Origin of the sequence: Pseudarthrobacter sp. PvP090 (genome assembly GCF_040547365.1) — a bacterium.
In the GTDB taxonomy this organism is placed as follows: domain Bacteria; phylum Actinomycetota; class Actinomycetes; order Actinomycetales; family Micrococcaceae; genus Arthrobacter.
Genome location: NZ_JBEPPO010000001.1, coordinates 154940 through 177421 on the forward strand (window position 1 = coordinate 154940; position 22482 = coordinate 177421).

The following is a 22482-nucleotide window of genomic DNA, read 5'->3' on the forward strand; positions in this document are numbered from 1 at the left end:
CCGGCCGGCCAAGATCTGTTTGTTAGAGCTCGTCGTCGCTGAAAGCGGCGTCGTCCTCTTCAATTGCTGCGGCGCGTGCTGCGAGGTCAAATCCGGGAGGCGAGTCCTTGAGGGACAGGCCCAGTTCAACCAGCTTTGCCTTGACCTCATCGATGGACTTCGCACCGAAGTTACGGATGTCCATGAGGTCGGCCTCGGAGCGGGCCACGAGTTCACCCACGGTGTGGATGCCCTCACGCTTGAGGCAGTTGTAGGAACGGACGGTGAGGTCCAGATCCTCGATCGGCAGGGCCATGTCTGCTGCCAGGGCAGCATCCGTCGGCGACGGGCCAATCTCGATACCTTCAGCTGCGGTGTTCAGCTCGCGGGCCAGACCGAACAGTTCCACCAGGGTGGTACCTGCCGAAGCAACGGCATCGCGCGGGGCGATGGCCTGCTTGGTCTCGACGTCGACAATGAGCTTGTCGAAGTCAGTGCGCTGCTCAACACGGGTAGCTTCCACGCGGAAAGTAACCTTCAGGACCGGCGAGTAGATCGAGTCGACCGGGATGCGGCCGATCTCGGAGTCGCCGGACTTGTTCTGAGCTGCCGAAACGTAGCCGCGGCCGCGCTCGATGGTCAGTTCGAGCTCGAACTTGCCCTTCGAGTTCAGCGTGGCAATGTGCAGATCCGGGTTGTGGAATTCGACGCCGGCCGGCGGAGCGATGTCCGCGGCGGTGACGACTCCCGGGCCCTGCTTGCGCAGGTAAGCAACAACCGGCTCGTCGTGCTCGGAGGAAACCGACAGGTTCTTGATGTTCAGGATGATCTCGGTGACATCTTCCTTGACACCCGGAACCGTGGTGAACTCGTGCAGCACGCCATCGATCCGGATGCTCGTGACAGAGGCACCGGGGATGGAGGAGAGCAGGGTACGGCGGAGGGAGTTTCCGAGGGTGTAACCGAAACCGGGCTCCAGCGGTTCAATGATGAAACGGGAGCGGTTGTCGGAGACGACCTCTTCGGAGAGGGTGGGGCGCTGTGCAATGAGCACTTAGGTTTCCTTTCGGCGAGCATCCGCTATATGACGCAACACAGGTGGTGGAAAGATCGGTCTGAGACTTAACGCGGCTGGGCTTGCCCGGACCCGCGAAGGTCCGGGCAAGCACCGGTGCGTTGGAAAGCCTTAGACGCGGCGGCGCTTCGGCGGACGGCAGCCGTTGTGGGCGCTGGGGGTTACATCCTGGATGGATCCAACCTCGAGGCCAGCGGCCTGCAGCGAACGGATAGCCGTTTCACGACCCGAACCCGGGCCCTTGACGAATACGTCAACCTTGCGCATACCGTGCTCCTGTGCACGCTTTGCGGCGGCTTCGGCGGCCATCTGGGCTGCGAACGGGGTGGACTTACGTGAGCCCTTGAAGCCAACCTCACCGGACGAAGCCCAGGAGATGACAGCACCGTTCGGGTCCGTGATGGACACGATGGTGTTGTTAAAGGTGCTCTTGATGTGCGCCTGGCCCAGCGCGATATTCTTCTTGTCCTTCTTACGCGGCTTGCGAACCGCGCCACGAGTCTTCGGGGGCATTATTTCTCCTACAGAAAGTTATCGGGGGGAAGACGAGCGGTTTAGCGGGTCTTCTTCTTGCCTGCGACGGTGCGCTTCGGACCCTTGCGGGTACGTGCGTTCGTCTTCGTGCGCTGTCCGCGCACTGGCAGGCCCTTGCGGTGGCGAATACCTTCGTAGCTGCCGATTTCAACCTTGCGGCGGATATCTGCTGCTACTTCGCGGCGAAGGTCACCCTCAACCTTGTAGTTGCCTTCAATGTAATCACGCAGCTGGACGAGCTCGGCGTCGGACAGGTCCTTGACCCGAACGTCCGCGCTGATGCCGGTGGCAGCCAGGGTTTCGTGTGCACGGGTCTTGCCCACGCCGTAGATGTAAGTAAGCGCAATTTCCAACCGCTTTTCGCGGGGAATGTCTACGCCAGCGAGACGAGCCATAGAGGCAGTGCTCCTTGAATAAACCGGAGGTCGTAGGCAGTACACCCGCACGTTCTGTGCGGCCCCAGCCTCCGACCAGGGGTTAGCTGTACGGGCCCATACGTCCCAAATCAGCTTGTGCTGCCTTCTATTTACTTGCGTGGGTTAGCAACCCAGGATTTCCCGAGGAGGGAAATTAGCCCTGGCGCTGCTTGTGGCGCGGGTTCTCGCAGATCACCATGACCCGGCCATTACGGCGGATCACTTTGCACTTTTCGCAGATCTGCTTGACGCTCGGCTTGACCTTCATGGCGTTCCTTTGCGTGTTGCAGTTGGTCGCTGGACCGGCCCTCGGCTGTTGCCCTGGCCGCCCAGTGTTTACTTGTAGCGGTAGACGATACGACCACGTGTCAGGTCGTACGGGCTCAGCTCCACCACTACCCGGTCCTCAGGGAGAATCCTGATGTAGTGCTGGCGCATCTTTCCAGAGATGTGTGCCAGAACGATGTGCTTGTTGGTGAGCTCAACGCGAAACATCGCGTTAGGCAGCGCCTCAGTCACAACGCCCTCGATCTCAATGACCCCGTCCTTCTTGGCCATACCCTCCGCTAACTGTTGTTTGCCGCAGCCCCTCGGCTTGCACCGGAAATCACCGCGGACGTTTTTGATTGATTGGCTGATGCCTCCCGGCCCCAAAAGGGCACAACAGGGCAGACAACCAACAGACAACACTACGCCATTATGGCCCGAATGTTAAATCCAGCAATCGTAGCGTACTCAGCGTCCGTATGCACCAAATTCGCCCGCCGGCGTGCTCACGGCCTCCGCGCAGTCGATCCCGTCCAGGATGGCCAGGCGCACGACGTCGGCTGCCGCGCTCTGCAGCGTGATGAGGCTCGCCTGCCGGGCGGCCTCGCTGCTGCGGTCCAGCGCGAGCGCTCCGGTGGCTAAGCAAAAGACGGTGTCCCCGTCCGCGAGGGTGTGGCTGGGGTTCAGCGCCCGGGCCAGCCCGGCGTGGGCGGCCGACGCGGTGCGTTTGCATTCGGCCTTGTCCAGGGCCGCGTTCGTGGCGACGACGACGAGCGTCGTGTTGAGCGCGGGCGGGGGCTGCCCTGGCTGCAGCGCCTCGCCTGGCGAGGTGCCCGTGGCGGCTTTCGCCGCCACGGGCGCAACCCTCGGCGTGCTCGCTCCTTCGTCGCTTAGACGCACGCTGCCGGGTTCCCCCCGTGGCGGCGATGTGCCAAAGGGTAAGCCGAGCGCGTTGACTACCGCTAGGGCCCCTACGACGACGCCGCTGTCGAGGGTGATGGAGGCGGTGCCCACTCCTCCCTTGTACTGTCCTCTGCCGATGAGGGCTCCGGTGCCGGCGCCGACGTTGCCTCGTTCGACGTCGTGCTCGATCCTGCGGGCGGCGGCGTCCGCGGTGGCCGCGTAGCCCATGGCCGCGTCCGGGCGGGCCGCGAAGTCCCCGCCGCGGCCGAGGTCGAAAATGGCGGCGGCCGGGACGATCGGCACCACCCCGCCGGTCACGGCGAACCCCCGGCCGTTCTCCTCGCACCAGCGCTGCGCCCCGTGGGCGGCGGCGAGTCCGAAGGCGCTCCCCCCGGTAAGCACCACGGCGTCGACGGTCCGGGTCAGCGTGGTGGGGTCCAGGGCGTCGGTCTCATGGGTCCCCGGGCCGCCGCCGCGGACATCGACGGAGCCGACCGTCCCCTCCGGAGGCAGCACCACCGTCACCCCGCTCAGCCAGCCCTCGCCCGCCCTGCCGGCATGCCCCACTCTCAGGCCCGGCACATCAGTAATCGCAGTCATGGCTCTATTGTGCTCCCCGGCGCACCGCTACCGCCCGCACCCGTCTGTCCATCGTCTGGAAGAATCGCGCCCGGAGGTCTGTGGTCCAAACGATCGTTATGTAATACTGCATGCAACACAGCGTGAACGGGCAACGAAGCCTAGGACAACAAAGCTCTACTGGTGTCTCGTGCGGGGTTCTGCCCACCAACCGTGTGGTGAAGTGATAGCAAGGTATCCCCGCCCACCCGCCTGCCTCCGGCCGGCACGGACCCGTTAGAGACCTGAATGACGCGACAATTGACCGACCGGCCCCGCGCCGCCGTCGAGGCCAAACCCGCCGCGGCACCGCGTGCCCGCTGGTCCGCCAGAACCCGCCGGGACTTCTTCGTCTTCCTGGCCCTGGCCCTTCCCAACCTGATCCTGATTGCGGTGTTCACCTACCTCCCGCTCTTCAACAACATCTATTACTCCACCCTGGACTGGACGCTGGGCTCGGCCTCGGCCACCGTGGTGGGCCTCGACAACTACGTCACGTTCTTCACGAGTTCGGACGCCACAAAGGTCCTGGGCACCACCGCCATTTTCACCCTCGTCACGGTGGGCGGGTCCATGGTCCTGGGCCTGTTCGTGGCCCTGGCCCTGAACTCAAAGATCCGCGGCACGACGTTCGCGCGCTCAGCCGTCTTCGCCCCGTACGTGCTCAGCGGCGTCGGCGTCGGCCTGGTCTGGCTGTTCATTTTCGATCCCGGCTACGGTGTGCTCGCCTGGCTGCTGCGCGGCATCGGCCAGCAGAGCCCGCAGTGGATCAATGATCCCCAGTTGTCCCTGGTCATGGTCATGATCGTCTACGTCTGGAAAAACCTGGGCTACTGCGCCGTCGTCTATCTCGCCGGGCTGCAGTCGCTCCCGCAGGATGTCATGGAGGCCGCCTCGCTCGACGGCGCCAACGGCTTCAAGCGCTTCGTGAGCATGGCCCTGCCGCTGCTCTCCCCCACCACGTTCTTCCTGCTCATCACCACCATGCTCAGCTCGCTGCAGGCTTTCGACCTGATCCGGATCATGACCCCGCTGGGCAACGGCACCAGCACGCTGATCTACGAGGCCTACCTCCAGGCCTTCGGTGCGTTCAACCGGGCCGGCTACTCCGCGGCCATCTCGGTGATCCTGTTCGCCATCCTGCTCATCATTACCGTGCTGCAGCTGCGGTTCGTCGAACGGAAGGTGCACTACTCGTGAGCCTGCTCTCCCCCGTCAGTCCCGACCCCGCTGCCAACGCCGGCCCCGCCACCGGCGCGGACCCCGAGATCCCCCTGCAGCGCCACCGCCCGTTCTCGCGGGCAAACCTGACCCAGACCATTGCCGGCGGCTATCTTCCGCTGATCCTCAGCACCCTGGTGGTGTTCCTGCCGCTGCTGTGGATGGTGCTGAGCTCCTTCAAACAGCCCGGCGAGATCATCACCATGGACTTGAAGATCCTGCCGGAAGGCCTGAACCTCGAGAACTACAACATCGCCATGACCACCGTGCCGTTCGCCCAGTTCTTTCTGAACAGCCTGATCGTCACGGGCGTGGGCGCCACCATCAAGGTCCTCCTGGCCATCCTGACCGCGTACGCGCTCGTGTTTGTCCGTTTCCCGTACAAGAACGTCATTTTCGTGCTGATCCTGGTGGCCCTGATGGTCCCCCCGCAGGTGTCCATCCTGCCCAACTACATCCTGATCGCAGGGATGGGCGGCAAGAACACACTGTGGGGCATCATCCTCCCGGGCCTTGGCACGGCGTTCGGCACGTTCCTGCTGCGCCAGCACTTCATGACGCTGCCCGCGTCCATCCTGGAATCCGCGGAGATCGACGGCGCCGGCCACTGGCGCCGCCTCTGGCAGATCGTGGCGCCGGTTTCCGGCCCGTCGATCGCCACGGTGGCCCTCGTCGTCGTCGTCAGCGAATGGAACGACTACATCTGGCCGCTCATCATCACGGACCGTCCCGAGACAATGACGCTGCCGGTCGGCCTCACGCTGCTGCAGAACTCCGAGGGCAACGGCTCCGGCTGGGGCATCCTGATGGCCGGTGCCGTGCTGGTGATCGTGCCCATCCTGCTGGTGTTCGCGGCGCTGCAGCGCTACATCGTGGCCGGCCTCACCCAGGGCAGCGTCACCGGGTGACGCCGCCGTCGAAAGCTCCCCATCGAACCCCGCAATTCCACTCAACACAGCCATTCAACGAGTCAGCATCATCGAGAGGATCCACCATGGCATTGAATCTTGACCGCAGGAACTTCCTGGGACTGGCAGGTGCCGGCGCCAGCGCCGCCGCGCTGTCGGCCTGCGGAGGCCCGTCCACCGCAGGTCCCGCAGCCGCGACCGCGGCCGCCGACATCGACTTCAGCGGGGTCAAGCCCGCAGCCTCCATCGATTTCTGGTCCAACCACCCGGGCAAGTCCCAGGACGTGGAGAAGGCCATCATCGAGAAGTTCCACGCCAAGTACCCCGAGATCAAGGTCAACCTGGTCACCGCGGGGGCGAACTACGAGGAAATCGCCCAGAAGTTCCAGACCTCGCAGGCCGCGAAGTCCGGCCTTCCGGGCCTCGTGGTCCTCTCGGATGTCTGGTGGTTCCGGTACTACTCCAACGGCAACATCATCGCCCTGGACAGCCTGATCAAGCAGCTGGACGTCAAGGTCGACGACTTCCAGAAGTCCCTCATCGCGGATTACCAGTACGAGGACAAGCAGTGGGCACTCCCCTACGGCCGGTCCACCCCGCTGTTTTACTACAACAAGGACCACTTCAAGGCCGCCGGGCTGCCGGACCGCGCCCCGAAGACGTGGCAGGAGTTTGCCGAGTGGGCGCCCAAGCTGAAGGCCACTTCCGGCGCCCAGTACGCGTACATCTACCCGGCACTGGCCGGCTACGCGGGCTGGACCCTGCAGAACAACCTGTGGGGCTGGGGCGGCAGCTGGTCCAACGAGTGGACCTTCAACTGCGATTCCGCCGAGTCGGTCGCCGCGCTGCAGTGGGCGCAGGACTCCATCTTCAAGGACAAGTGGGCCGGCGTTTCCTCTAAGGAGGCTGCCGATGACTTCGCGGCGGGGATCACCTCGTCAACGATTTCCTCGACGGGTTCCCTGCTGGGGGTCCTCAAGTCCGCGAAGTTCAACGTGGGCGTCGGCTACCTGCCGGGCGGTCCGAAGAACGAAAGCCCCGTGTGCCCCACCGGCGGCGCAGGCCTGGGCATCCCCAGCGGGGTCAGCAAGGAGGTGCAGCTCGCAGCCGCGACCTTCCTGAAATTCATGACGGAACCGGAGAACACGGCGCAGTTCTCCGCGGCCACCGGCTACATGCCCACCCGCACCTCGGCCGACATGACCGCGGTGCTCGCCGCCACCCCGCAGATCAAGACGGCGATGGACCAGCTCGCCGTGACCCGCGTGCAGGACAACGCCCGTGTGTTCCTGCCGGGCGCCGACCAGGAGATGGCCAAGTCCGCCGCCGCGATCCTCACCCAGCAGGGCGACGTCAAAGCCACCATGACGGCGCTCAAGGCCACCCTGGAGGGCATCTACACCAAGGACGTCAAGCCCAAGCTCAAGAGCTGACGACGCCCACGTTTTCTGACGCTACGACAAATCCCTGGCGCTGCCGTATTCCGGCGTCGCCAGGGATTCGTCGTGTCACAGGCACTGTGGCGCGTCGCCGCCACTAACGGGGCTCGCCGGAGTTGGAACGCCGCGACGGCGCCAATGCGCGCCGCTTGCGCCGCCTAGGGGATCGGGACGGGCACGACGCCGAGCGGGGCCAGCTTCGCGGCTCCCCCGTCGGGCGCGGAGAGAACCCAGATTCCCTTGTCGTGGACCGCCACGGAATGCTCCCACTGGCAGGAGCGCTTGCCGTCGGTGGTCACCACGGTCCAGTCGTCCTCCAGCACGGCGGTTTCGATGCCGCCGCGCACCAGCATCGGTTCGATGGCCAGGCACAGCCCCGGGCGGATCTTGGGACCGCGGTGGTTGGTGCGGTAGTTCGGGACGTCCGGTGCCATGTGCATTTCGGAGCCGATCCCGTGGCCCACGTAGTCCTCGAGGATGCCCAGGGCCTTGCCGGGCACGGAAGTGACGTAATCGTCCACGGCGTTGCCGATGTCGCCGATGAACTTGCCGGTGGCCAGCGCGGCTATCCCGTGCCACATGGCGGCCTCGGTGACGTCGGAGAGCCGCTGGTCCTCCGGGTCAACGGTGCCCACGATCACGGTGCGGGCGGAGTCGGAGTGCCAGCCGTTGAGGATCGCGCCGCCGTCGATCGAGAGGATGTCCCCGTCCTGCAGGACGCGACCGCCGGGGATGCCGTGCACAACCTCCTCATTGACCGAGGTGCAGATCGTGGCGGGGAAGCCGTGGTAGCCCAGGAAGTTGGAGGTGGCGCCGGCGTCCTTGAGCACCGCGGCGAACACGGCGTCGAGGTCTTTGGTGGTCCTGCCCGGCGCGGCGGCTGCGACGGCCGCGTCGAGGGCGCGGCTGAGGACGAGCCCGGCCTCATGCATGGAGCGCATCTGGGCGTTGGTCTTGTATTCGATGCGTGGCTGGCCGAATGCCATCCGCAACTTCCTTTCAATGGGCTGTGCCGGCGCGGGAAGGGCGCCGGCCAAATGGCTGAGGCCCCTCCCGATCATCCGGGAGGGGCCTCGAGGGTCGCGGGCCGGTCAGGCCGTCTGGGCCTCTTTGATGGCCTGCATAACGCGGTCGGTGACCTCGTCGATGCCGCCGATGCCATCGACACGGGTCAGGATGCCGCGGTCGGCATACTTGGCGACAACAGCCTCCGTCTGGCCGTGGTAGAGATCGAGGCGGTGCCGGATGACGGCTTCGTTGTCGTCAGTGCGTCCGGTTTCCTTGGCGCGGCCCAGCAGGCGGGTGACGAGTTCCTCGTCGTCGGCTGTGAGCTGCAGGACGACGTCGAGCTTCTGGTCGCCGTCGGCCAGGATCCCGTCGAGGTAGTCGACCTGCGCGGTGGTGCGCGGGTAGCCGTCCAGGAGGAAGCCGTTTTCCACGTCGTCCTCGCCAAGCCGGTCGCGGACCATCTTGTTGGTCACGCTGTCCGGGACAAAGTCGCCCGCGTCCATGTACTTCTTGGCTTCGATGCCCAGCGGCGTCTCACCCTTGACGTTGGCGCGGAAGATGTCCCCCGTGGAGATCGCAATCACGCCGAGGCGCTCCGAAATGCGCTCCGCCTGCGTTCCCTTGCCGGAGCCGGGAGGTCCGATAATCAACATTCTCGTCATCGCAAAAGCCCTTCGTAGTGACGCTGCTGTAGCTGCGCATCAATCTGCTTGACGGTCTCCAAACCGACGCCGACCATGATCAGGATCGAGGTGCCACCGAACGGGAAGTTCTGGTTGGCGTTGATCAGGACCAGTGCGACCAGCGGGATAAGTGCCACAAATGCCAGGTAAATGGCACCGGGAAGCGTGATCCTGGAAAGCACATACTGCAGGTAGTCTGCGGTCGGCTTGCCGGCACGGATACCCGGAATGAAGCCGCCGTACTTCTTCATGTTGTCAGAAACTTCTTCAGGGTTGAAAGTGATCGCAACATAGAAGTAAGTGAAGAACACAATCATGGCGAAGTAGAGCACCATGTAGATCGGCTGGTCGCCGCGGACCAGGTTGTTGTTGATCCACTCCACCCAGGGGGCAATCGGCTCGCCGGGAGCGGGCTGGTTGAACTGGGAGATCAGGCCCGGCAGGTACAGCATCGAGGACGCAAAGATGACGGGCACGACGCCGGCCATGTTCACCTTGATCGGGATGTACGTGCTGGTACCGCCCACGGTGCGGCGGCCGATCATGCGCTTGGCGTACTGCACGGGAATGCGGCGCTGGGACTGCTCAACGAAGACCACCGCGGCCACAGTCAGCAGGCCGATGACCAGGACCATAAAGAAGGTGCCCGGGCCCTGCGAGGTCCAGATGGCGCCAAGCGAGCCGGGGAAGCTGGAAACGATGGATGTGAAGATGAGCAGCGACATGCCGTTGCCGACACCTTTTTCGGTCACGAGCTCACCCATCCACATGATGAGGCCGGTGCCGGCCGTCAGCGTGATGATGATGAGGATCGTGGTGACGATGCTGTCATCCGGGATGATCGGCAGCTGGCAGTTCGGCAGCAGCTGGCCGGAGCGCGCCAGCGACACCAGCGTCGTGGCGTTGAGCAGGCCGAGGGCGATCGTCAGGTAACGCGTGTACTGCGTCAGCTTCGACTGGCCCGAGGCGCCTTCCTCATACAGCTGCTGGAACCGGGGAATGACCACCCGGAGTAGCTGCACGATGATGCTGGCCGTGATGTACGGCATGATGCCCAGGGCGAAGACGGACACCTGCAGCAAAGCACCGCCGCTGAACAGGTTGACGAGCTGGTAGATACCGCCCGTGGTCTCACCGGTCTGCAAGCATTGCTGGACATTCTGGTAGCTCACACCAGGCGAGGGGATGAAGGCACCCAAGCGGAAGATTGTGATGATTCCCAGCGTGAACAACAACTTGCGTCGCAGATCAGGCGTGCGAAAGGCCCGGCCAAATGCGCTAAGCAAGCGTCCTCCTGAGTAATAAGTAAAGTCGTGTGAGATAGGTCAAATAAACCCAACAACCGAGTCTAACGGGTGGACGCGGCTTGCGAACAATCGCAGGGCCGGGAAAAAAGAAAAACTCCCGGCACCTCAGGGCCTGAGCCCCTGGTACCGGGAGTTTCCACAACGGGCATCTGCCCCGCCGCCTCGTTAGAGGGCGGTGGTGCTTCCGCCTGCTGCAGCAATCTTTTCTGCGGCGCTGGCCGAGAATGCGTGGACGGTGACGTCAACCTTGACGGTGATGTCGCCGGTGCCAAGCACCTTGACGGGCTGGTTCTTGCGAACGGCACCCTTTTCGACCAGGTTCTCCACGGTGACTGCGCCACCTTCCGGGAACAGCTCGTTGAGCTTGTCCAGGTTTACAACCTGGTACTCAACCCGGAACGGGTTCTTGAAGCCGCGCAGCTTCGGCAGGCGCATGTGCAGCGGCAGCTGGCCGCCGGCAAAGCCAGCCTTGATCTGGTAGCGGGCCTTCGTACCCTTGGTACCGCGGCCGGCGGTCTTACCCTTGGAACCTTCACCGCGACCAACACGGGTCTTGGCGGTCTTGGCACCCGGGGCGGGACGCAGGTGGTGCACCTTCAGTGCGTTCTGCTTCTCAGCAGCGGCGCCCTGTGCCTTTTCGGCGGTGTTCTTCTCTGCCATTTACTTCGCCTCCTCTACCGTAATCAGGTGCGGAACCGTGTTGACCATTCCGACGGTCACGGCGTCGGCGGTGCGGACAACGGTGTGTCCGATCCGCTTGAGGCCGAGGGACCGCAGCGTGTCGCGCTGGTTCTGCTTGCCGCCAATGGCGGACTTGATCTGAGTGATCTCCAACTTTGCGTCGGAGACAAGCACGTTCTTAGCCAACTCAGACACCTGCCTTCTGGTTCAGGAGCGCCTTCACCATTGCCGGCGGAGCGATCTCGTCGAGCGGGAGGCCGCGGCGTGCTGCCACTGCTGCCGGCTCTTCGAGGCGCTTCAGCGCGTCAACGGTCGCGTGCACGATGTTGATGGCGTTGGAGGAACCGAGCGACTTGGAGAGGATGTCGTGGATGCCCACGCACTCCAGTACTGCACGGACCGGACCGCCGGCGATAACACCGGTACCGGCGGAAGCCGGACGCAGCATAACGACGCCTGCGGCGGCTTCACCCTGAACGCGGTGCGGGATGGTGCTGCCGATGCGGGGAACGCGGAAGAAGGACTTCTTGGCTTCTTCAACGCCCTTCGCGATGGCGGCAGGAACTTCCTTAGCCTTGCCGTAGCCAACGCCGACCATACCGTTGCCGTCACCGACGACGACGAGGGCGGTGAAGCTGAAGCGACGACCACCCTTGACGACCTTGGAAACACGGTTGATGGTTACGACGCGCTCTACGAACTGGCTCTTTTCGGCTTCGCGGCCACCATCGCGGCCACCACGGCCACCACGGTCGCCACGGCCCTGGCCGCGGTCGCCACGCTCGCCACGACGGGCGCCACCACGGGCGGCGTCAGTGGTAGCAGGCGCAGCGGTCTCAGTTGCCGGAGCAGCTACAGCTTCAGTCACCTGAATGTCCTTTTCGTTATTTTCGGTCACAGTGACAGCCCACCTTCACGTGCGCCGTCAGCGACGGCGGCGATCCGGCCGTGGTACTTGTTACCACCGCGGTCGAAGACAACAGCTTCGATACCGGCAGCCTTGGCACGCTCGGCGACGAGCTCGCCAACGCGCTTGGCCTTGGCAGTCTTGTCACCGTCGAATGCACGAAGGTCGCCTTCCAAAGTGGAGGCGCTCGCTACGGTCAGGCCCTGGGTGTCATCGACAACCTGGACGAATACGTGGCGTGCGGAACGGTTGACGACCAGACGCGGACGTACAGCCGTTCCGGAGATGCGCTTGCGGATACGAAGCTGGCGGCGGCTGCGCTGGGCAGACTTGCTCTTGTTCGTACGCTTCTTGTTAATTGCGATCGCCATGGTTACTTACCAGCCTTTCCGACCTTGCGGCGGATGACTTCGCCTGCGTAACGGATGCCCTTGCCCTTGTAGGGGTCCGGCTTCCGCAGCTTGCGAATGTTGGCAGCAACCTCGCCGACCTGCTGCTTGGAGATGCCTGAAACAGAGAGCTTGGTCGGGGTCTCTACTGCAAAGGTGATGCCGTTCGGTGCCGAGACGCTAACCGGGTGGCTGTAGCCCAGAGCGAACTCCAGGTCAGAACCCTTGGCCTGAACGCGGTAACCGGTACCGACGATTTCAAGCTTCTTCTCGTAGCCTGCGGTGACACCCTGGATCATGTTGGCGATCAGGGTGCGGGTCAGGCCGTGCAGCGAACGTGAGGCGCGCTCGTCGTTCGGGCGGGCGACGGTCAGGGTGCCATCTTCCAGGGAAACCTCGATCGGGCTGGGCACAGTGTGGCTCAGCTCGCCTTTGGAACCCTTGACATTGACGACAGAGCCGTCAACCTTGACCTCAACGCCGGCAGGAACGGTGATGGGGAGACGTCCAATACGTGACATTATTCTCTTCCTTTCCCGTTACCAGACGTAAGCGAGGACTTCGCCGCCCACGCCCTTCTTGCCGGCCTGCTTGTCAGTCAAGAGGCCGGAAGAGGTGGACAGGATTGCGACACCCAGGCCACCGAGCACGTGCGGCAGGTTGGTGGACTTTGCGTAAACGCGCAGTCCCGGCTTGGAAATACGACGAACGCCAGCGATTGAACGCTCGCGGTTCGGACCGAACTTGAGCTCGAGGGTCAGCTTCTTGCCAACCTCCGCGTCTTCTTCTTTCCAGGAGGCGATGTAACCTTCGGCCTTCAGGATGTCGGCAACGCGTGCCTTGAGCTTGCTGTACGGCATAGACACGGAATCGTGGTATGCCGAGTTTGCGTTGCGCAGACGCGTAAGCATGTCTGCGACGGGATCTGTCATTGTCATGGTGGGCTCTTGCCCTTCCTCATAACGGTTTCCGCCGTGCGGTGATCCCCTGGGGGAACCAGCACGTAACGGACCTTTTACGTAGCTAGATTAATCTTCGGTCTTGAACGGGAAGCCAAGCGCCTTGAGCAGCGCGCGGCCTTCGTCGTCGGTCTTGGCAGTGGTCACGACGGTGATGTCCATGCCGCGAACGCGGTCGATGGAATCCTGGTCGATCTCGTGGAACATAACCTGCTCGGTCAGACCGAAGGTGTAGTTGCCGTTGCCGTCGAACTGCTTGCCGCTGAGGCCCCGGAAGTCGCGGATACGCGGCAGAGCCAGCGTGACCAGACGGTCCAGGAATTCCCACATGCGGTCCCCACGCAGAGTTGCGTGTGCACCGATCGGCATGCCTTCGCGCAGCTTGAACTGTGCGATCGACTTGCGGGCTTTGGTTACCTGCGGCTTCTGGCCGGTGATCAGGGTCAGATCGCGGACAGCGCCGTCGATCAGCTTGGAGTCCTTGGCGGCATCTCCAACACCCATGTTCACAACAACCTTGACCAGACGGGGAACCTGGTTGACGTTCTCGTACTTGAATTCCTCAACGAGCGAGCTCTTGATGGAATCCGCGTACTTGGTCTTCAGACGAGGAACGATCTTGCTTGCCGGAGTCTCGAGAGTCTCAGTCATTAGATGTCCTTCCCTGAGCTCTTGGCCACGCGGACGCGCACTTCGCGCTTCACGCCATCGCGCTCAACGGTCTCGGTGCGGAAACCGACGCGGGTGGGCTTCTTGGTGGACGGATCAACCAGAGCCACGTTGGAGATGTGGATCGTAGCCTCGACGACTTCGATGCCACCGGTCTTGGTGCCGCGCTGCGACTGACCGACCTTGGTGTGCTTGGTTACGCGGTTAATGCCTTCGACCAGCACGCGGTTGGTCTCGGGGAAAACGCGCAGAACCTTGCCCTGCTTGCCTTTGTCGCCGCCGCGCTCAGCCTTGGCGCCAGTGATGACCTGAACGAGGTCACCCTTTTTGATCTTAGCCATGGACTAAAGCACCTCCGGAGCCAGAGAAACGATCTTCATGAACTTCTTATCGCGAAGTTCACGACCAACCGGTCCGAAGATACGGGTACCGCGGGGGTCACCGTCGTTCTTCAGGATCACAGCTGCGTTCTCGTCAAACTTGATGTAGGAACCATCCGCACGGCGGCGTTCCTTCTTGGTACGGACGATGACAGCCTTGACGACGTCGCCCTTCTTTACGTTGCCGCCCGGAATTGCGTCCTTGACGGTAGCGACGATTACGTCGCCAATGCCTGCGTAGCGACGGCCAGATCCACCGAGAACGCGAATGGTAAGGATTTCCTTAGCACCCGTGTTGTCGGCGACCTTGAGTCGCGACTCCTGCTGAATCACTATTTACTCCTTGCGTCGCGCTGGTTCTCAGACCGAAAATCTTCCTACGGAATGAGCCTTGCGGAACGGTTGATCGGGGTGTCTCTTGACCTGCCTGGATTTTGCCAGACCAGGCCTAAACTCCCGTGCCAAAAACATTTGCTTCCCACGCGGATTCCGACGAATCGGGGCGCTAGGGGGCACTATGCCGTGGCACGATTGTTTACGAGGTTGACGATGGCGCACAGAGGGCGCCATACAAACTCAAAATCTTAGCACGTTTCGGGCCCCAGTCAGAATCAGCCAATACCACAGACGACGCCGTCACGCACGGCAGGCGTTCGGCCCGCCGGCCGCCGCACTCCCCCGGGCAACGGAGAAACCCCCGCTCCCAGAAGGGAACGGGGGTTTCCCTGACAGCCAGGCTGCAGGTGTTACTTGGCCTTCTCGAGGATCTCCACCAGACGCCACCGCTTGGTAGCGGAGAGCGGGCGGGTCTCGGCGAGGAGAACGAGGTCGCCGATGCCGGCGCTGTTCTCTTCGTCGTGAGCCTTGATCTTCGTGTTGCGGCGAAGGACCTTGCCATAGAGGGCGTGCTTCACACGGTCCTCGACCTGGACAACGATGGTCTTTTCCATCTTGTCCGAGACCACATAGCCGCGCTTCGTCTTACGGTAACCGCGCTCGTCAGCCGTAGCTGCGCCGGAAACAGTTTCCGTCACGTTCTCGTCCTTTTCACTCACTTGGAGTCCTCCTCGGTCTCAACCGTTTCAGCCTTGTCAGCCTTCTTGGTTGCAGCCTTTTTGGACTTCTTTTCTTCCTTGGCTTCCACAACCGGTGCGGCAACCTCGGCACGAATGCCCAGCTCGCGCTCACGGAGAACGGTGTAGATGCGGGCGATGTCCTTCTTTACCGCGCGCAGTCGACCGTGGTTCTCCAGCTGGCCGGTGGCGGACTGGAAACGCAGGTTGAACAGCTCTTCCTTGGCCTTACGGAGTTCCTCAACGAGTCGCTCGTTGTCGAAACCGTCCAGCTGTGCGGATGCAAGTTCCTTGGATCCTACTGACATTTCTATTCACCACCTTCGCGACGCAGAATGCGTGCCTTCAACGGGAGCTTGTGGATCGCCAGGCGCAGTGCCTCGCGGGCAACCGATTCCTCGACGCCGGAGATCTCGAAGAGAACCCGGCCCGGCTTGACGTTTGAGACCCACCATTCCGGAGAACCCTTACCGGAACCCATGCGGGTTTCGGCAGGCTTCTTCGTCAGCGGACGGTCCGGGTAGATGTTGATCCAGACCTTGCCGCCACGCTTGATGTGGCGGGTCATCGCGATACGGGCAGACTCGATCTGACGGTTCGTGACGTATGCCGGGCTCAGAGCCTGGATACCCCATTCACCGAAGGAGACCTTGGTGCCGCCCGTAGCAGCGCCGGAACGACCCGGGTGGTGCTGCTTACGGTGCTTGACTCGACGTGGGATAAGCATTTAAGCCTGTCCTCCTTCTACTGCCGGTGCAGCTGCCTCAGCCGCCGGAGCTTCGGCAGCAGCGGGTGCAGCCTCGGCCGGGCGGTCGGTACGACGACGGCGGTCACCACGGTCAGCGCCACCCGGGCGGCCCGGGCGGTCGCTGGCACCACGGCCGCGGGACGGAGCAGCAGCTGCCTGCTGAGCCAGTTCCTTGGCGGTGACGTCACCCTTGTAGATCCAGACCTTCACGCCGATGCGGCCGAAGGTGGTCTTGGCCTCGTAGAAGCCGTAGTCGATGTTCGCGCGGAGGGTGTGCAGGGGCACACGGCCTTCGCGGTAGAACTCCGAGCGGGACATTTCTGCGCCGCCCAGTCGACCCGAGCAAGCGATACGGATGCCCTTGGCACCTGCACGCTGTGCGGACTGCATGGCCTTCTTCATCGCACGGCGGAAAGCCACGCGGGAAGTCAGCTGCTCAGCAACGCCCTGGGCAACAAGCTGTGCTTCCATCTCGGGGTTCTTGACCTCGAGGATGTTCAGCTGAACCTGCTTGCCGGTGAGCTTTTCGAGCTCGCCGCGGATGCGGTCTGCTTCTGCGCCGCGGCGGCCGATAACGATGCCCGGACGTGCCGTGTGGATATCCACACGGACACGGTCGCGGGTGCGCTCGATTTCAACCTTGGCGATGCCGGCGCGCTCCATGCCCGTGGACATGAGCTGGCGGATACGGATGTCTTCGCGAACGAAGTCCTTGTACCGCTGGCCGGGCTTGGTGCTGTCAGCAAACCAGTGCGATACGTGATCGGTGGTGATGCCGAGTCGGAACCCGTGCGGGTTAACTTTCTGTCCCACTTAGCGAGCCTCCTCTTTCTCCGGGGTAGCAACTACCACGGTGATGTGGCTCGTGCGCTTCTTGATCTGAAATGCACGACCCTGGGCTCGCGGCTGAAACCGCTTCATGGTCGGGCCTTCATCAACATACATTTCGCTGATGATGAGGTCACTTTCGTCAAACGCCACGCCGTCGCGGTCCGCGAGGACCCGGGCGTTGGAGATTGCCGACTGAACTACCTTGAATACCGGCTCCGAAGCTGCCTGGGGGGCAAACTTCAGAATTGCCAGAGCCTCATTCGCTTGCTTACCACGAACAAGGTTGACGACGCGCCGGGCCTTCATAGGCGTTACGCGGATGTGACGCGCAATTGCCTTGGCTTCCATTGCTTTCCTTCTCTCGTCTTTGACGTAAGTGCAGGCGCCTAGCGGCGCTTGCCCTTACGGTCGTCCTTGACATGGCCGCGGAATGTCCGCGTGGGAGCGAATTCGCCGAGCTTGTGCCCGACCATCGACTCAGTGACAAACACGGGGATGTGCTTGCGTCCGTCGTGTACGGCGATCGTGTGGCCGAGCATGTCGGGGACGATCATCGAACGGCGGGACCAGGTCTTGATGACGTTCTTGGTGCCCTTTTCGTTTTCCCTGGCTACCTTTACAAAGAGGTGCTGGTCAACGAAAGGACCTTTTTTCAGGCTGCGTGGCATGTGTCCAGGCTCCTATCGCTTGTTCTTGCCAGTACGACGGCGACGAACAATAAGCTTGTCGCTCTCTTTGTTGGGACGGCGGGTGCGGCCTTCGCGCTTACCGTTCGGGTTGACGGGGTGACGTCCACCGGACGTCTTACCCTCGCCACCACCGTGGGGGTGGTCAACCGGGTTCATGGCGACACCACGGACGGTCGGGCGAACGCCCTTCCAGCGCATACGGCCGGCCTTACCCCAGTTGATGTTCGACTGCTCGGCGTTGCCGACCTCGCCGACGGTTGCGCGGCAGCGCACGTCAACGTTGCGGATTTCGCCGGAAGGCAGACGCAGCTGGGCGAAACGGCCTTCCTTAGCAACGAGCTGGATCGATGCGCCGGCGGAGCGGCCCATCTTGGCGCCGCCACCCGGACGCAGTTCGACTGCGTGGATTACGGTACCGACCGGGATGTTGCGCAGCGGAAGGTTGTTGCCGGGCTTGATGTCAGCGTCGGCACCTGCTTCTACCGTGTCACCCTGGGACAGCTTGTTCGGGGCAATGATGTAACGCTTGGTGCCATCAATGTAGTGCAGGAGTGCGATGCGAGCCGTGCGGTTCGGGTCGTACTCGATTTCGGCAACGCGGGCGTTGACGCCGTCTTTGTCGTGGCGACGGAAGTCGATCAGACGGTACTGGCGCTTGTGGCCACCACCCTTGTGACGGGTCGTGATCTTACCGGTGTTGTTACGGCCACCCTTTTTCGGGAGGGGACGTACCAACGACTTTTCCGGCGTCGACCGCGTGATTTCAGTGAAGTCCGCTACGCTCGAGCCGCGACGGCCCGGGGTAGTCGGCTTATATTTACGGATTCCCATAATTTATTTCCTCGTTAAAGTGGTCTCCGCTACGAGAGCGGACCGCCGAAGATGTCGATAGTGCCTTCTTTGAGGCTCACAATTGCACGCTTGGTGTTCTTGCGGGTACCCCATCCGAATTTGGTGCGCTTGCGCTTACCGGCACGGTTGATGGTGTTGATCGAGTCGACCTTGACGGAGAAGATTTTCTCCACGGCCAGCTTGATCTCGGTCTTGTTCGAGCGGGGGTCCACCAGGAAGGTGTACTTGCCCTCATCGATCAGGCCGTAGCTCTTTTCCGAGACGACGGGTGCAAGCACGACGTCGCGCGGGTCTTTGATGGTGGCTGCACTCACTTGGCATCCTCCTCGTTCTTTGCCACTGCCTTGGAAGCAACGAATGCTTCGTAGGCAGCCTTGGTGAAGACAACGTCATCGGAGACGAGAACGTCGTAGGTGTTCAGCTGGTCTGCGTACAGAACGTGAACATCAGTGAGGTTGCGCACGGAGAGTGCAGCAACATCGTTGGCGCGCTCGATGACGACGAGCAGGTTCTTGCGCTCGGAGACACCCCGCAGAGTTGCCAGTGCTGCGCTGGAGGACGGCTTGGTGCCGGGTACCAGTTCAGCAACGACGTGGATGCGGCCGTTACGGGCGCGGTCAGAGAGAGCGCCGCGCAGGGCAGCAGCAATCATCTTCTTGGGGGTGCGCTGGCTGTAGTCACGCGGCGTGGGGCCGTGGACAACGCCACCACCGGTCATGTGAGGAGCACGGATTGAACCCTGACGGGCGCGGCCGGTGCCCTTCTGCTTGAACGGCTTGCGACCTGCACCGGAAACCTCGGCGCGGGTCTTGGTCTTGTGGGTACCCTGGCGAGCAGCAGCGAGCTGGGCAACGACGACCTGGTGCAGCAGCGGCACGTTGGTCTGTACGTCGAAGATCTCTGCAGGCAGGTCAACCTTGACAGTGCTAGTCATTGAACTAGGCTCCCTTCACGGCGGTGCGTACGAGTACGACCTGGCCGCGGGCGCCGGGGACGGCGCCCTTGATCAGGAGCAGCGACTTCTCGACGTCAACCGCGTGGACCGTGAGGTTCAGCGTGGTGTGACGAACGGCGCCCATGCGGCCGGCCATTTTCATGCCCTTGAAGACGCGGCTCGGGGTGGATGCGCCACCGATTGAACCGGGCTTACGGTGGTTCTTGTGGGCACCGTGGGAAGCTCCAACGCCGTGGAAGCCGTGACGCTTCATAACACCGGCGAAGCCCTTACCCTTGGTGGTGCCAACGACGTCGATCTTCTGGCCGGCTTCGAAGAGCTCAACGGAGAGCTCCTGGCCCAGCTCGTAAGAGTCAGCATCTGCAGTGCGCAGTTCGACGACGTGACGGCGAGGCGTGACGCCTGCCTTTTCAAAGTGACCAGCCAGCGGCTTGGTGACCTTGCGGGGATCGATCTGGCCGTAGCCGATCTGAACGGCGACATAGCCATCAGTGTCTGCATTGCGCAGCTGCGTGATGACGTTCGAGTCAGCCTGGACCACAGTGACGGGGATGAGCTTGTTGTTCTCGTCCCAGACCTGGGTCATGCCGAGCTTCGTGCCCAGCAGGCCCTTTACGTTACGGGTTGCGGTCATAGTTTCTCAGCACCTCCCTACAGCTTGATTTCGATGTTCACGTCGGCCGGCAGGTCGAGACGCATAAGCGAATCAACAGCCTTCGGCGTGGGGTCGATGATGTCGATCAGACGCTTGTGAGTACGCATTTCGAAGTGCTCACGGCTGTCCTTGTACTTGTGCGGAGAGCGGATGACGCAGTAGATGTTCTTCTCCGTCGGCAGCGGCACAGGGCCTACTACCGTGGCGCCTGCGCGCGTGACCGTCTCAACGATCTTCCGTGCTGAAGAGTCAATGACCTCGTGGTCGTATGACTTCAGCCGGATGCGGATTTTTTGTCCCGCCATGTCGCCTGACTCTCTTTCGTTAGTGCTGCTCCAGTGAGGGCTGCTCTGTTTACTTGCGTGTTGCATGTGGCTGCCGAAGCAATTGAAGTCGTAACTACCACCCGCCGCACAAGCTGAATCCGGATAAATCCGGGTTCCTCAACCTGCCGGCGTAACCGACCCCCGCGGTCGGGCGTGTCGCGCTTTTCACGCGTACTCGTCCGCAATTCCTGGGGGCGTGGGTTATGTTTGGTCTCCTACTTGGACCCTGACACCCGGCATTATCCGGATCGGGACGCGAAAGAGCGCTTGAACAACTCATCTAGTATGCCGGAATTGCCGGGCAGAAGCGAATCGACGGCCGGGCGGGGCGGCGCAGACGGCAGTCCGGGCGTGGGACTGATGGCCGCTTCGGGACGGCCGACGGCGGGACCGGGCCTGAAGCTCATTGCCTTCAGCAGGCGCCGTGGGGATGATGAGTGCATGACTGTGCAGGATTCCGTAGCAGTTCAGGCCCTTGCGGCGCGCCTGGGCCCGGATTTTCAGCTGGGAGTTGCCTCGGCCGCATTCCAGATTGAAGGCTCGCTCGCGGCCGGCGGCCGCGGGCCCTCCGGCTGGGACGCCTTTGCCGAGAAGCCGGGCACCATCCAGGACGGCCACTCCCCCGCCGTTGCCTGCGACCACTACAACCGCACCGCCGAAGACGTCGAGCTGATGCGCACGCTCGGCATCGACTCCTACCGGTTCTCCCTCTCCTGGCCGCGGATCCAGCCGGACGGCACCGGTCCGTTTAACAGCGCGGGACTCGACTTCTACGACCGGCTCATCGACCAGTTGCTGGATGCCGGCATCTCCCCCATGGCCACCCTGTACCACTGGGATACCCCGCTGCCGCTGGAACACCGCGGCGGCTGGCTGCACCGGTCGACCGCTGAACGCTTCGCCGAGTACAGTGCTGCGGCCGGCCGCCGCTTCGGCGACCGCGTCGCGCAGTGGGTAACGCTCAACGAACCGGTGTCGGTCACCCTCAACGGCTATGCCCTGGGACTCCATGCCCCGGGCCACGGCCTGCTGTTCGACGCCCTGCCCGCCGTCCACCACCAGCTCCTGGCGCACGGCCTCGCCGTGCAGGCACTGCGCGCGGAGGGGGTCACCGGCGCTGTCGGCGTCACGAACCTGCATTCCCCGGTGCGGCCCGCGTCCCGGTCGGTGACGGACCGGTTCCTGGCCACCATCTTCGACCTGGTCCTGAACCGGGTCTATGCGGATCCGATCCTCCTGGGCCGCTACCCGACAGTGCCGCTGATCGCCAAGCCCTGGTTCCGTTCGCTCGGGAAGATCTCCGACGCCGACCTGCGCACCATCCACCAGCCCCTCGACTTCTACGGGCTGAACTACTACTACCCCGTGAAGGTCGCGACCGGACGCGGCGCGGGCGAGAGCCCGGCGGGCACCGCGGACGCGATGCTGAAGATGCCGTTCCACATGGCGGCGTTCCCGGAATACGCGACCACGGGGTTCGGCTGGCCGGTGGCCCCGGACCATCTGGGCCCGCTGCTCCGCGAGCTGAAGGACAGGTACGCCGCGGCGCTGCCCCCGCTGTACATCACGGAAAGCGGGGCCAGCTTCCCCGAGCCCGAGCACGTGTCCGGCCCCATCGCGGATACGGAGCGGATCAGCTACATCGCATCGCACCTGGGGCATGCCGTGGACGCCACCGCGCCCGGGGGCATCGCCGAGGACGTAGAACTGCTGGGCTATTACGTCTGGACCCTGATGGACAACTTCGAGTGGGCGGCCGGGTACTCGCAGCGCTTCGGGCTGGTCCACGTCGATTTCGACACCCAGGAACGCACGCCCAAGGAGTCGTACTACTGGTACCAGGCACTCAGTCAGGCACGCAAGGGCTGAGCCGGCTACTTGTCCCGGTTGGCCCGGTTAATGCGCTTGGCCCGCTCGATCTCGTCGCGGAAATGCTTCTTGGCCCAAAAGACAGCGGCGACGACGGCAACGGCCACCAACAGGAAAATCAACCAGCCCATTGTGAGCTCC

34 protein-coding genes are annotated in these 22482 nt (G+C 63.0%); 4 read left to right on the plus strand and 30 right to left on the minus strand.

The features are described from left to right. Positions 1-22: 22 nt before the first annotated feature. From ABIC21_RS00700 to ABIC21_RS00725, 6 genes are all read right to left on the minus strand, one after another. Complete coding sequence (locus ABIC21_RS00700; protein ID WP_024366109.1) at positions 23-1033, minus strand: DNA-directed RNA polymerase subunit alpha; 1011 nt, start codon at positions 1031-1033, stop codon at positions 23-25. Positions 1034-1165: 132 nt separating this feature from the next. After that, the gene (gene rpsK / locus ABIC21_RS00705; protein WP_018773682.1) at positions 1166-1567 is read right to left on the minus strand and encodes a 30S ribosomal protein S11; all 402 of its coding nucleotides are present in this window, start codon (positions 1565-1567) and stop codon (positions 1166-1168) included. A gap of 41 nt (positions 1568-1608) precedes the next feature. Continuing rightward, positions 1609-1983, minus strand: a complete 375-nt coding sequence (gene rpsM / locus ABIC21_RS00710; protein WP_024366110.1) for a 30S ribosomal protein S13 — start codon at positions 1981-1983, stop codon at positions 1609-1611. A gap of 175 nt (positions 1984-2158) precedes the next feature. Further along, positions 2159-2272: a 50S ribosomal protein L36 gene (rpmJ, locus tag ABIC21_RS00715; RefSeq protein ID WP_009358722.1), complete on the minus strand. Its 114-nt coding sequence runs from the start codon at positions 2270-2272 to the stop codon at positions 2159-2161. A gap of 68 nt (positions 2273-2340) precedes the next feature. After that, on the minus strand, positions 2341-2562 hold the full coding sequence (gene infA, locus ABIC21_RS00720; RefSeq protein WP_009358723.1) for a translation initiation factor IF-1: 222 nt from the start codon (positions 2560-2562) through the stop codon (positions 2341-2343). Between the two features lie 177 nt (positions 2563-2739). After that, complete coding sequence (locus ABIC21_RS00725; RefSeq protein ID WP_354348536.1) at positions 2740-3774, minus strand: P1 family peptidase; 1035 nt, start codon at positions 3772-3774, stop codon at positions 2740-2742. A 267-nt stretch (positions 3775-4041) separates the two neighbouring features. Here ABIC21_RS00725 and ABIC21_RS00730 point away from each other — a divergent pair, with 267 nt between their 5' ends. From ABIC21_RS00730 to ABIC21_RS00740, 3 genes are all read left to right on the plus strand, one after another. Then, entirely contained in the window at positions 4042-4992 is a 951-nt protein-coding gene (locus ABIC21_RS00730) for a carbohydrate ABC transporter permease (protein ID WP_354348537.1), read from the plus strand. Beyond that, positions 4989-5921, plus strand: a complete 933-nt coding sequence (locus ABIC21_RS00735; protein ID WP_502935937.1) for a carbohydrate ABC transporter permease — start codon at positions 4989-4991, stop codon at positions 5919-5921. The genes ABIC21_RS00730 and ABIC21_RS00735 overlap by 4 nt, the downstream gene beginning before the upstream one ends. Before the next feature lie 86 nt (positions 5922-6007). Further along, positions 6008-7354, plus strand: coding sequence for an ABC transporter substrate-binding protein (locus ABIC21_RS00740; protein ID WP_354348538.1), 1347 nt, complete (start codon positions 6008-6010; stop codon positions 7352-7354). A 164-nt stretch (positions 7355-7518) separates the two neighbouring features. Here ABIC21_RS00740 and map read toward each other — a convergent pair whose 3' ends face one another. From map to rpsJ, 23 genes are all read right to left on the minus strand, one after another. Beyond that, on the minus strand, positions 7519-8346 hold the full coding sequence (map, locus tag ABIC21_RS00745; protein ID WP_354348539.1) for a type I methionyl aminopeptidase: 828 nt from the start codon (positions 8344-8346) through the stop codon (positions 7519-7521). Between the two features lie 105 nt (positions 8347-8451). After that, positions 8452-9021: an adenylate kinase gene (locus ABIC21_RS00750; RefSeq protein ID WP_354348746.1), complete on the minus strand. Its 570-nt coding sequence runs from the start codon at positions 9019-9021 to the stop codon at positions 8452-8454. Positions 9022-9026: 5 nt separating this feature from the next. Beyond that, positions 9027-10337, minus strand: a complete 1311-nt coding sequence (secY, locus tag ABIC21_RS00755) for a preprotein translocase subunit SecY (protein ID WP_354348540.1) — start codon at positions 10335-10337, stop codon at positions 9027-9029. A gap of 186 nt (positions 10338-10523) precedes the next feature. Then, the gene (gene rplO / locus ABIC21_RS00760; RefSeq protein ID WP_011692793.1) at positions 10524-11018 is read right to left on the minus strand and encodes a 50S ribosomal protein L15; all 495 of its coding nucleotides are present in this window, start codon (positions 11016-11018) and stop codon (positions 10524-10526) included. After that, the gene (gene rpmD, locus ABIC21_RS00765) at positions 11019-11225 is read right to left on the minus strand and encodes a 50S ribosomal protein L30 (protein WP_224047265.1); all 207 of its coding nucleotides are present in this window, start codon (positions 11223-11225) and stop codon (positions 11019-11021) included. It lies immediately after the preceding gene. Position 11226: 1 nt separating this feature from the next. Next, positions 11227-11907, minus strand: a complete 681-nt coding sequence (gene rpsE, locus ABIC21_RS00770; RefSeq protein ID WP_307460639.1) for a 30S ribosomal protein S5 — start codon at positions 11905-11907, stop codon at positions 11227-11229. A gap of 26 nt (positions 11908-11933) precedes the next feature. Further along, on the minus strand, positions 11934-12317 hold the full coding sequence (gene rplR, locus ABIC21_RS00775; RefSeq protein ID WP_354348541.1) for a 50S ribosomal protein L18: 384 nt from the start codon (positions 12315-12317) through the stop codon (positions 11934-11936). 2 nt (positions 12318-12319) lie between these two features. Beyond that, positions 12320-12856: a 50S ribosomal protein L6 gene (rplF, locus tag ABIC21_RS00780; RefSeq protein ID WP_301226749.1), complete on the minus strand. Its 537-nt coding sequence runs from the start codon at positions 12854-12856 to the stop codon at positions 12320-12322. Between the two features lie 18 nt (positions 12857-12874). Next, entirely contained in the window at positions 12875-13273 is a 399-nt protein-coding gene (rpsH, locus tag ABIC21_RS00785; RefSeq protein ID WP_056425243.1) for a 30S ribosomal protein S8, read from the minus strand. Positions 13274-13363: 90 nt separating this feature from the next. Beyond that, the gene (gene rplE, locus ABIC21_RS00790) at positions 13364-13945 is read right to left on the minus strand and encodes a 50S ribosomal protein L5 (RefSeq protein ID WP_056425240.1); all 582 of its coding nucleotides are present in this window, start codon (positions 13943-13945) and stop codon (positions 13364-13366) included. Continuing rightward, positions 13945-14304: a 50S ribosomal protein L24 gene (rplX, locus tag ABIC21_RS00795; protein WP_056425237.1), complete on the minus strand. Its 360-nt coding sequence runs from the start codon at positions 14302-14304 to the stop codon at positions 13945-13947. The genes rplE and rplX overlap by 1 nt, the downstream gene beginning before the upstream one ends. 3 nt (positions 14305-14307) lie before the next feature. After that, on the minus strand, positions 14308-14676 hold the full coding sequence (rplN, locus tag ABIC21_RS00800; RefSeq protein ID WP_003803789.1) for a 50S ribosomal protein L14: 369 nt from the start codon (positions 14674-14676) through the stop codon (positions 14308-14310). Positions 14677-15089: 413 nt separating this feature from the next. Continuing rightward, the gene (rpsQ, locus tag ABIC21_RS00805) at positions 15090-15398 is read right to left on the minus strand and encodes a 30S ribosomal protein S17 (protein WP_035739337.1); all 309 of its coding nucleotides are present in this window, start codon (positions 15396-15398) and stop codon (positions 15090-15092) included. Continuing rightward, positions 15395-15724, minus strand: a complete 330-nt coding sequence (rpmC, locus tag ABIC21_RS00810; RefSeq protein ID WP_307465567.1) for a 50S ribosomal protein L29 — start codon at positions 15722-15724, stop codon at positions 15395-15397. The genes rpsQ and rpmC overlap by 4 nt, the downstream gene beginning before the upstream one ends. 2 nt (positions 15725-15726) lie before the next feature. Beyond that, positions 15727-16143, minus strand: coding sequence for a 50S ribosomal protein L16 (gene rplP / locus ABIC21_RS00815; protein ID WP_123257072.1), 417 nt, complete (start codon positions 16141-16143; stop codon positions 15727-15729). Next, positions 16144-16977 carry a 30S ribosomal protein S3 gene (gene rpsC / locus ABIC21_RS00820; RefSeq protein WP_354348542.1) on the minus strand — a complete coding sequence of 278 codons (834 nt, stop codon included), beginning with the start codon at positions 16975-16977 and terminating at the stop codon, positions 16144-16146. Beyond that, positions 16978-17343, minus strand: coding sequence for a 50S ribosomal protein L22 (rplV, locus tag ABIC21_RS00825; protein ID WP_354348543.1), 366 nt, complete (start codon positions 17341-17343; stop codon positions 16978-16980). 38 nt (positions 17344-17381) lie between these two features. Further along, positions 17382-17663 (minus strand): 30S ribosomal protein S19, encoded by a 282-nt coding sequence (gene rpsS / locus ABIC21_RS00830; protein ID WP_018773666.1) that lies wholly within the window; start codon positions 17661-17663, stop codon positions 17382-17384. 12 nt (positions 17664-17675) lie between these two features. Continuing rightward, positions 17676-18515, minus strand: a complete 840-nt coding sequence (gene rplB, locus ABIC21_RS00835; RefSeq protein ID WP_069949299.1) for a 50S ribosomal protein L2 — start codon at positions 18513-18515, stop codon at positions 17676-17678. A 29-nt stretch (positions 18516-18544) separates the two neighbouring features. Further along, a complete protein-coding gene (rplW, locus tag ABIC21_RS00840; protein WP_024366132.1) occupies positions 18545-18850 on the minus strand; it encodes a 50S ribosomal protein L23 in 306 nt (101 codons plus the stop codon). Further along, positions 18847-19470 carry a 50S ribosomal protein L4 gene (gene rplD, locus ABIC21_RS00845; protein ID WP_024366133.1) on the minus strand — a complete coding sequence of 208 codons (624 nt, stop codon included), beginning with the start codon at positions 19468-19470 and terminating at the stop codon, positions 18847-18849. The genes rplW and rplD overlap by 4 nt, the downstream gene beginning before the upstream one ends. 4 nt (positions 19471-19474) lie before the next feature. Continuing rightward, entirely contained in the window at positions 19475-20125 is a 651-nt protein-coding gene (rplC, locus tag ABIC21_RS00850; RefSeq protein ID WP_024366134.1) for a 50S ribosomal protein L3, read from the minus strand. 17 nt (positions 20126-20142) lie between these two features. Next, the gene (gene rpsJ, locus ABIC21_RS00855; RefSeq protein ID WP_024366135.1) at positions 20143-20451 is read right to left on the minus strand and encodes a 30S ribosomal protein S10; all 309 of its coding nucleotides are present in this window, start codon (positions 20449-20451) and stop codon (positions 20143-20145) included. A 462-nt stretch (positions 20452-20913) separates the two neighbouring features. Here rpsJ and ABIC21_RS00860 point away from each other — a divergent pair, with 462 nt between their 5' ends. Further along, on the plus strand, positions 20914-22341 hold the full coding sequence (locus tag ABIC21_RS00860; RefSeq protein ID WP_354348544.1) for a GH1 family beta-glucosidase: 1428 nt from the start codon (positions 20914-20916) through the stop codon (positions 22339-22341). 5 nt (positions 22342-22346) lie between these two features. Here the strand turns inward: ABIC21_RS00860 and ABIC21_RS00865 are convergent, their stop codons facing one another. Further along, positions 22347-22472 carry a hypothetical protein gene (locus ABIC21_RS00865; protein WP_282379773.1) on the minus strand — a complete coding sequence of 42 codons (126 nt, stop codon included), beginning with the start codon at positions 22470-22472 and terminating at the stop codon, positions 22347-22349. Positions 22473-22482: the final 10 nt, after the last annotated feature.

Bases quoted from the DNA above. Each gene is read 5' to 3' on its own strand.
- rpsK (WP_018773682.1), bottom strand. From the start codon at position 1,567: ATGCCCCCGAAGACTCGTGGCGCGGTTCGCAAGCCGCGTAAGAAGGAC.
- rpsM (WP_024366110.1), bottom strand. From the start codon at position 1,983: ATGGCTCGTCTCGCTGGCGTAGACATTCCCCGCGAAAAGCGGTTGGAA.
- rpmJ (WP_009358722.1), bottom strand. From the start codon at position 2,272: ATGAAGGTCAAGCCGAGCGTCAAGCAGATCTGCGAAAAGTGCAAAGTG.
- infA (WP_009358723.1), bottom strand. From the start codon at position 2,562: ATGGCCAAGAAGGACGGGGTCATTGAGATCGAGGGCGTTGTGACTGAG.
- ABIC21_RS00725 (WP_354348536.1), bottom strand. From the start codon at position 3,774: ATGACTGCGATTACTGATGTGCCGGGCCTGAGAGTGGGGCATGCCGGC.
- ABIC21_RS00730 (WP_354348537.1), top strand. From the start codon at position 4,042: ATGACGCGACAATTGACCGACCGGCCCCGCGCCGCCGTCGAGGCCAAA.
- ABIC21_RS00740 (WP_354348538.1), top strand. From the start codon at position 6,008: ATGGCATTGAATCTTGACCGCAGGAACTTCCTGGGACTGGCAGGTGCC.
- map (WP_354348539.1), bottom strand. From the start codon at position 8,346: ATGGCATTCGGCCAGCCACGCATCGAATACAAGACCAACGCCCAGATG.
- ABIC21_RS00750 (WP_354348746.1), bottom strand. From the start codon at position 9,021: ATGTTGATTATCGGACCTCCCGGCTCCGGCAAGGGAACGCAGGCGGAG.
- rplO (WP_011692793.1), bottom strand. From the start codon at position 11,018: ATGGCAGAGAAGAACACCGCCGAAAAGGCACAGGGCGCCGCTGCTGAG.
- rplR (WP_354348541.1), bottom strand. From the start codon at position 12,317: ATGGCGATCGCAATTAACAAGAAGCGTACGAACAAGAGCAAGTCTGCC.
- rplF (WP_301226749.1), bottom strand. From the start codon at position 12,856: ATGTCACGTATTGGACGTCTCCCCATCACCGTTCCTGCCGGCGTTGAG.
- rpsH (WP_056425243.1), bottom strand. From the start codon at position 13,273: ATGACAATGACAGATCCCGTCGCAGACATGCTTACGCGTCTGCGCAAC.
- rplE (WP_056425240.1), bottom strand. From the start codon at position 13,945: ATGACTGAGACTCTCGAGACTCCGGCAAGCAAGATCGTTCCTCGTCTG.
- rplX (WP_056425237.1), bottom strand. From the start codon at position 14,304: ATGGCTAAGATCAAAAAGGGTGACCTCGTTCAGGTCATCACTGGCGCC.
- rpmC (WP_307465567.1), bottom strand. From the start codon at position 15,724: ATGTCAGTAGGATCCAAGGAACTTGCATCCGCACAGCTGGACGGTTTC.
- rplP (WP_123257072.1), bottom strand. From the start codon at position 16,143: ATGCTTATCCCACGTCGAGTCAAGCACCGTAAGCAGCACCACCCGGGT.
- rplV (WP_354348543.1), bottom strand. From the start codon at position 17,343: ATGGAAGCCAAGGCAATTGCGCGTCACATCCGCGTAACGCCTATGAAG.
- rpsS (WP_018773666.1), bottom strand. From the start codon at position 17,663: ATGCCACGCAGCCTGAAAAAAGGTCCTTTCGTTGACCAGCACCTCTTT.
- rplB (WP_069949299.1), bottom strand. From the start codon at position 18,515: ATGGGAATCCGTAAATATAAGCCGACTACCCCGGGCCGTCGCGGCTCG.
- rplD (WP_024366133.1), bottom strand. From the start codon at position 19,470: ATGACTAGCACTGTCAAGGTTGACCTGCCTGCAGAGATCTTCGACGTA.
- rplC (WP_024366134.1), bottom strand. From the start codon at position 20,125: ATGACCGCAACCCGTAACGTAAAGGGCCTGCTGGGCACGAAGCTCGGC.
- rpsJ (WP_024366135.1), bottom strand. From the start codon at position 20,451: ATGGCGGGACAAAAAATCCGCATCCGGCTGAAGTCATACGACCACGAG.
- ABIC21_RS00860 (WP_354348544.1), top strand. From the start codon at position 20,914: ATGACTGTGCAGGATTCCGTAGCAGTTCAGGCCCTTGCGGCGCGCCTG.
- ABIC21_RS00865 (WP_282379773.1), bottom strand. From the start codon at position 22,472: ATGGGCTGGTTGATTTTCCTGTTGGTGGCCGTTGCCGTCGTCGCCGCT.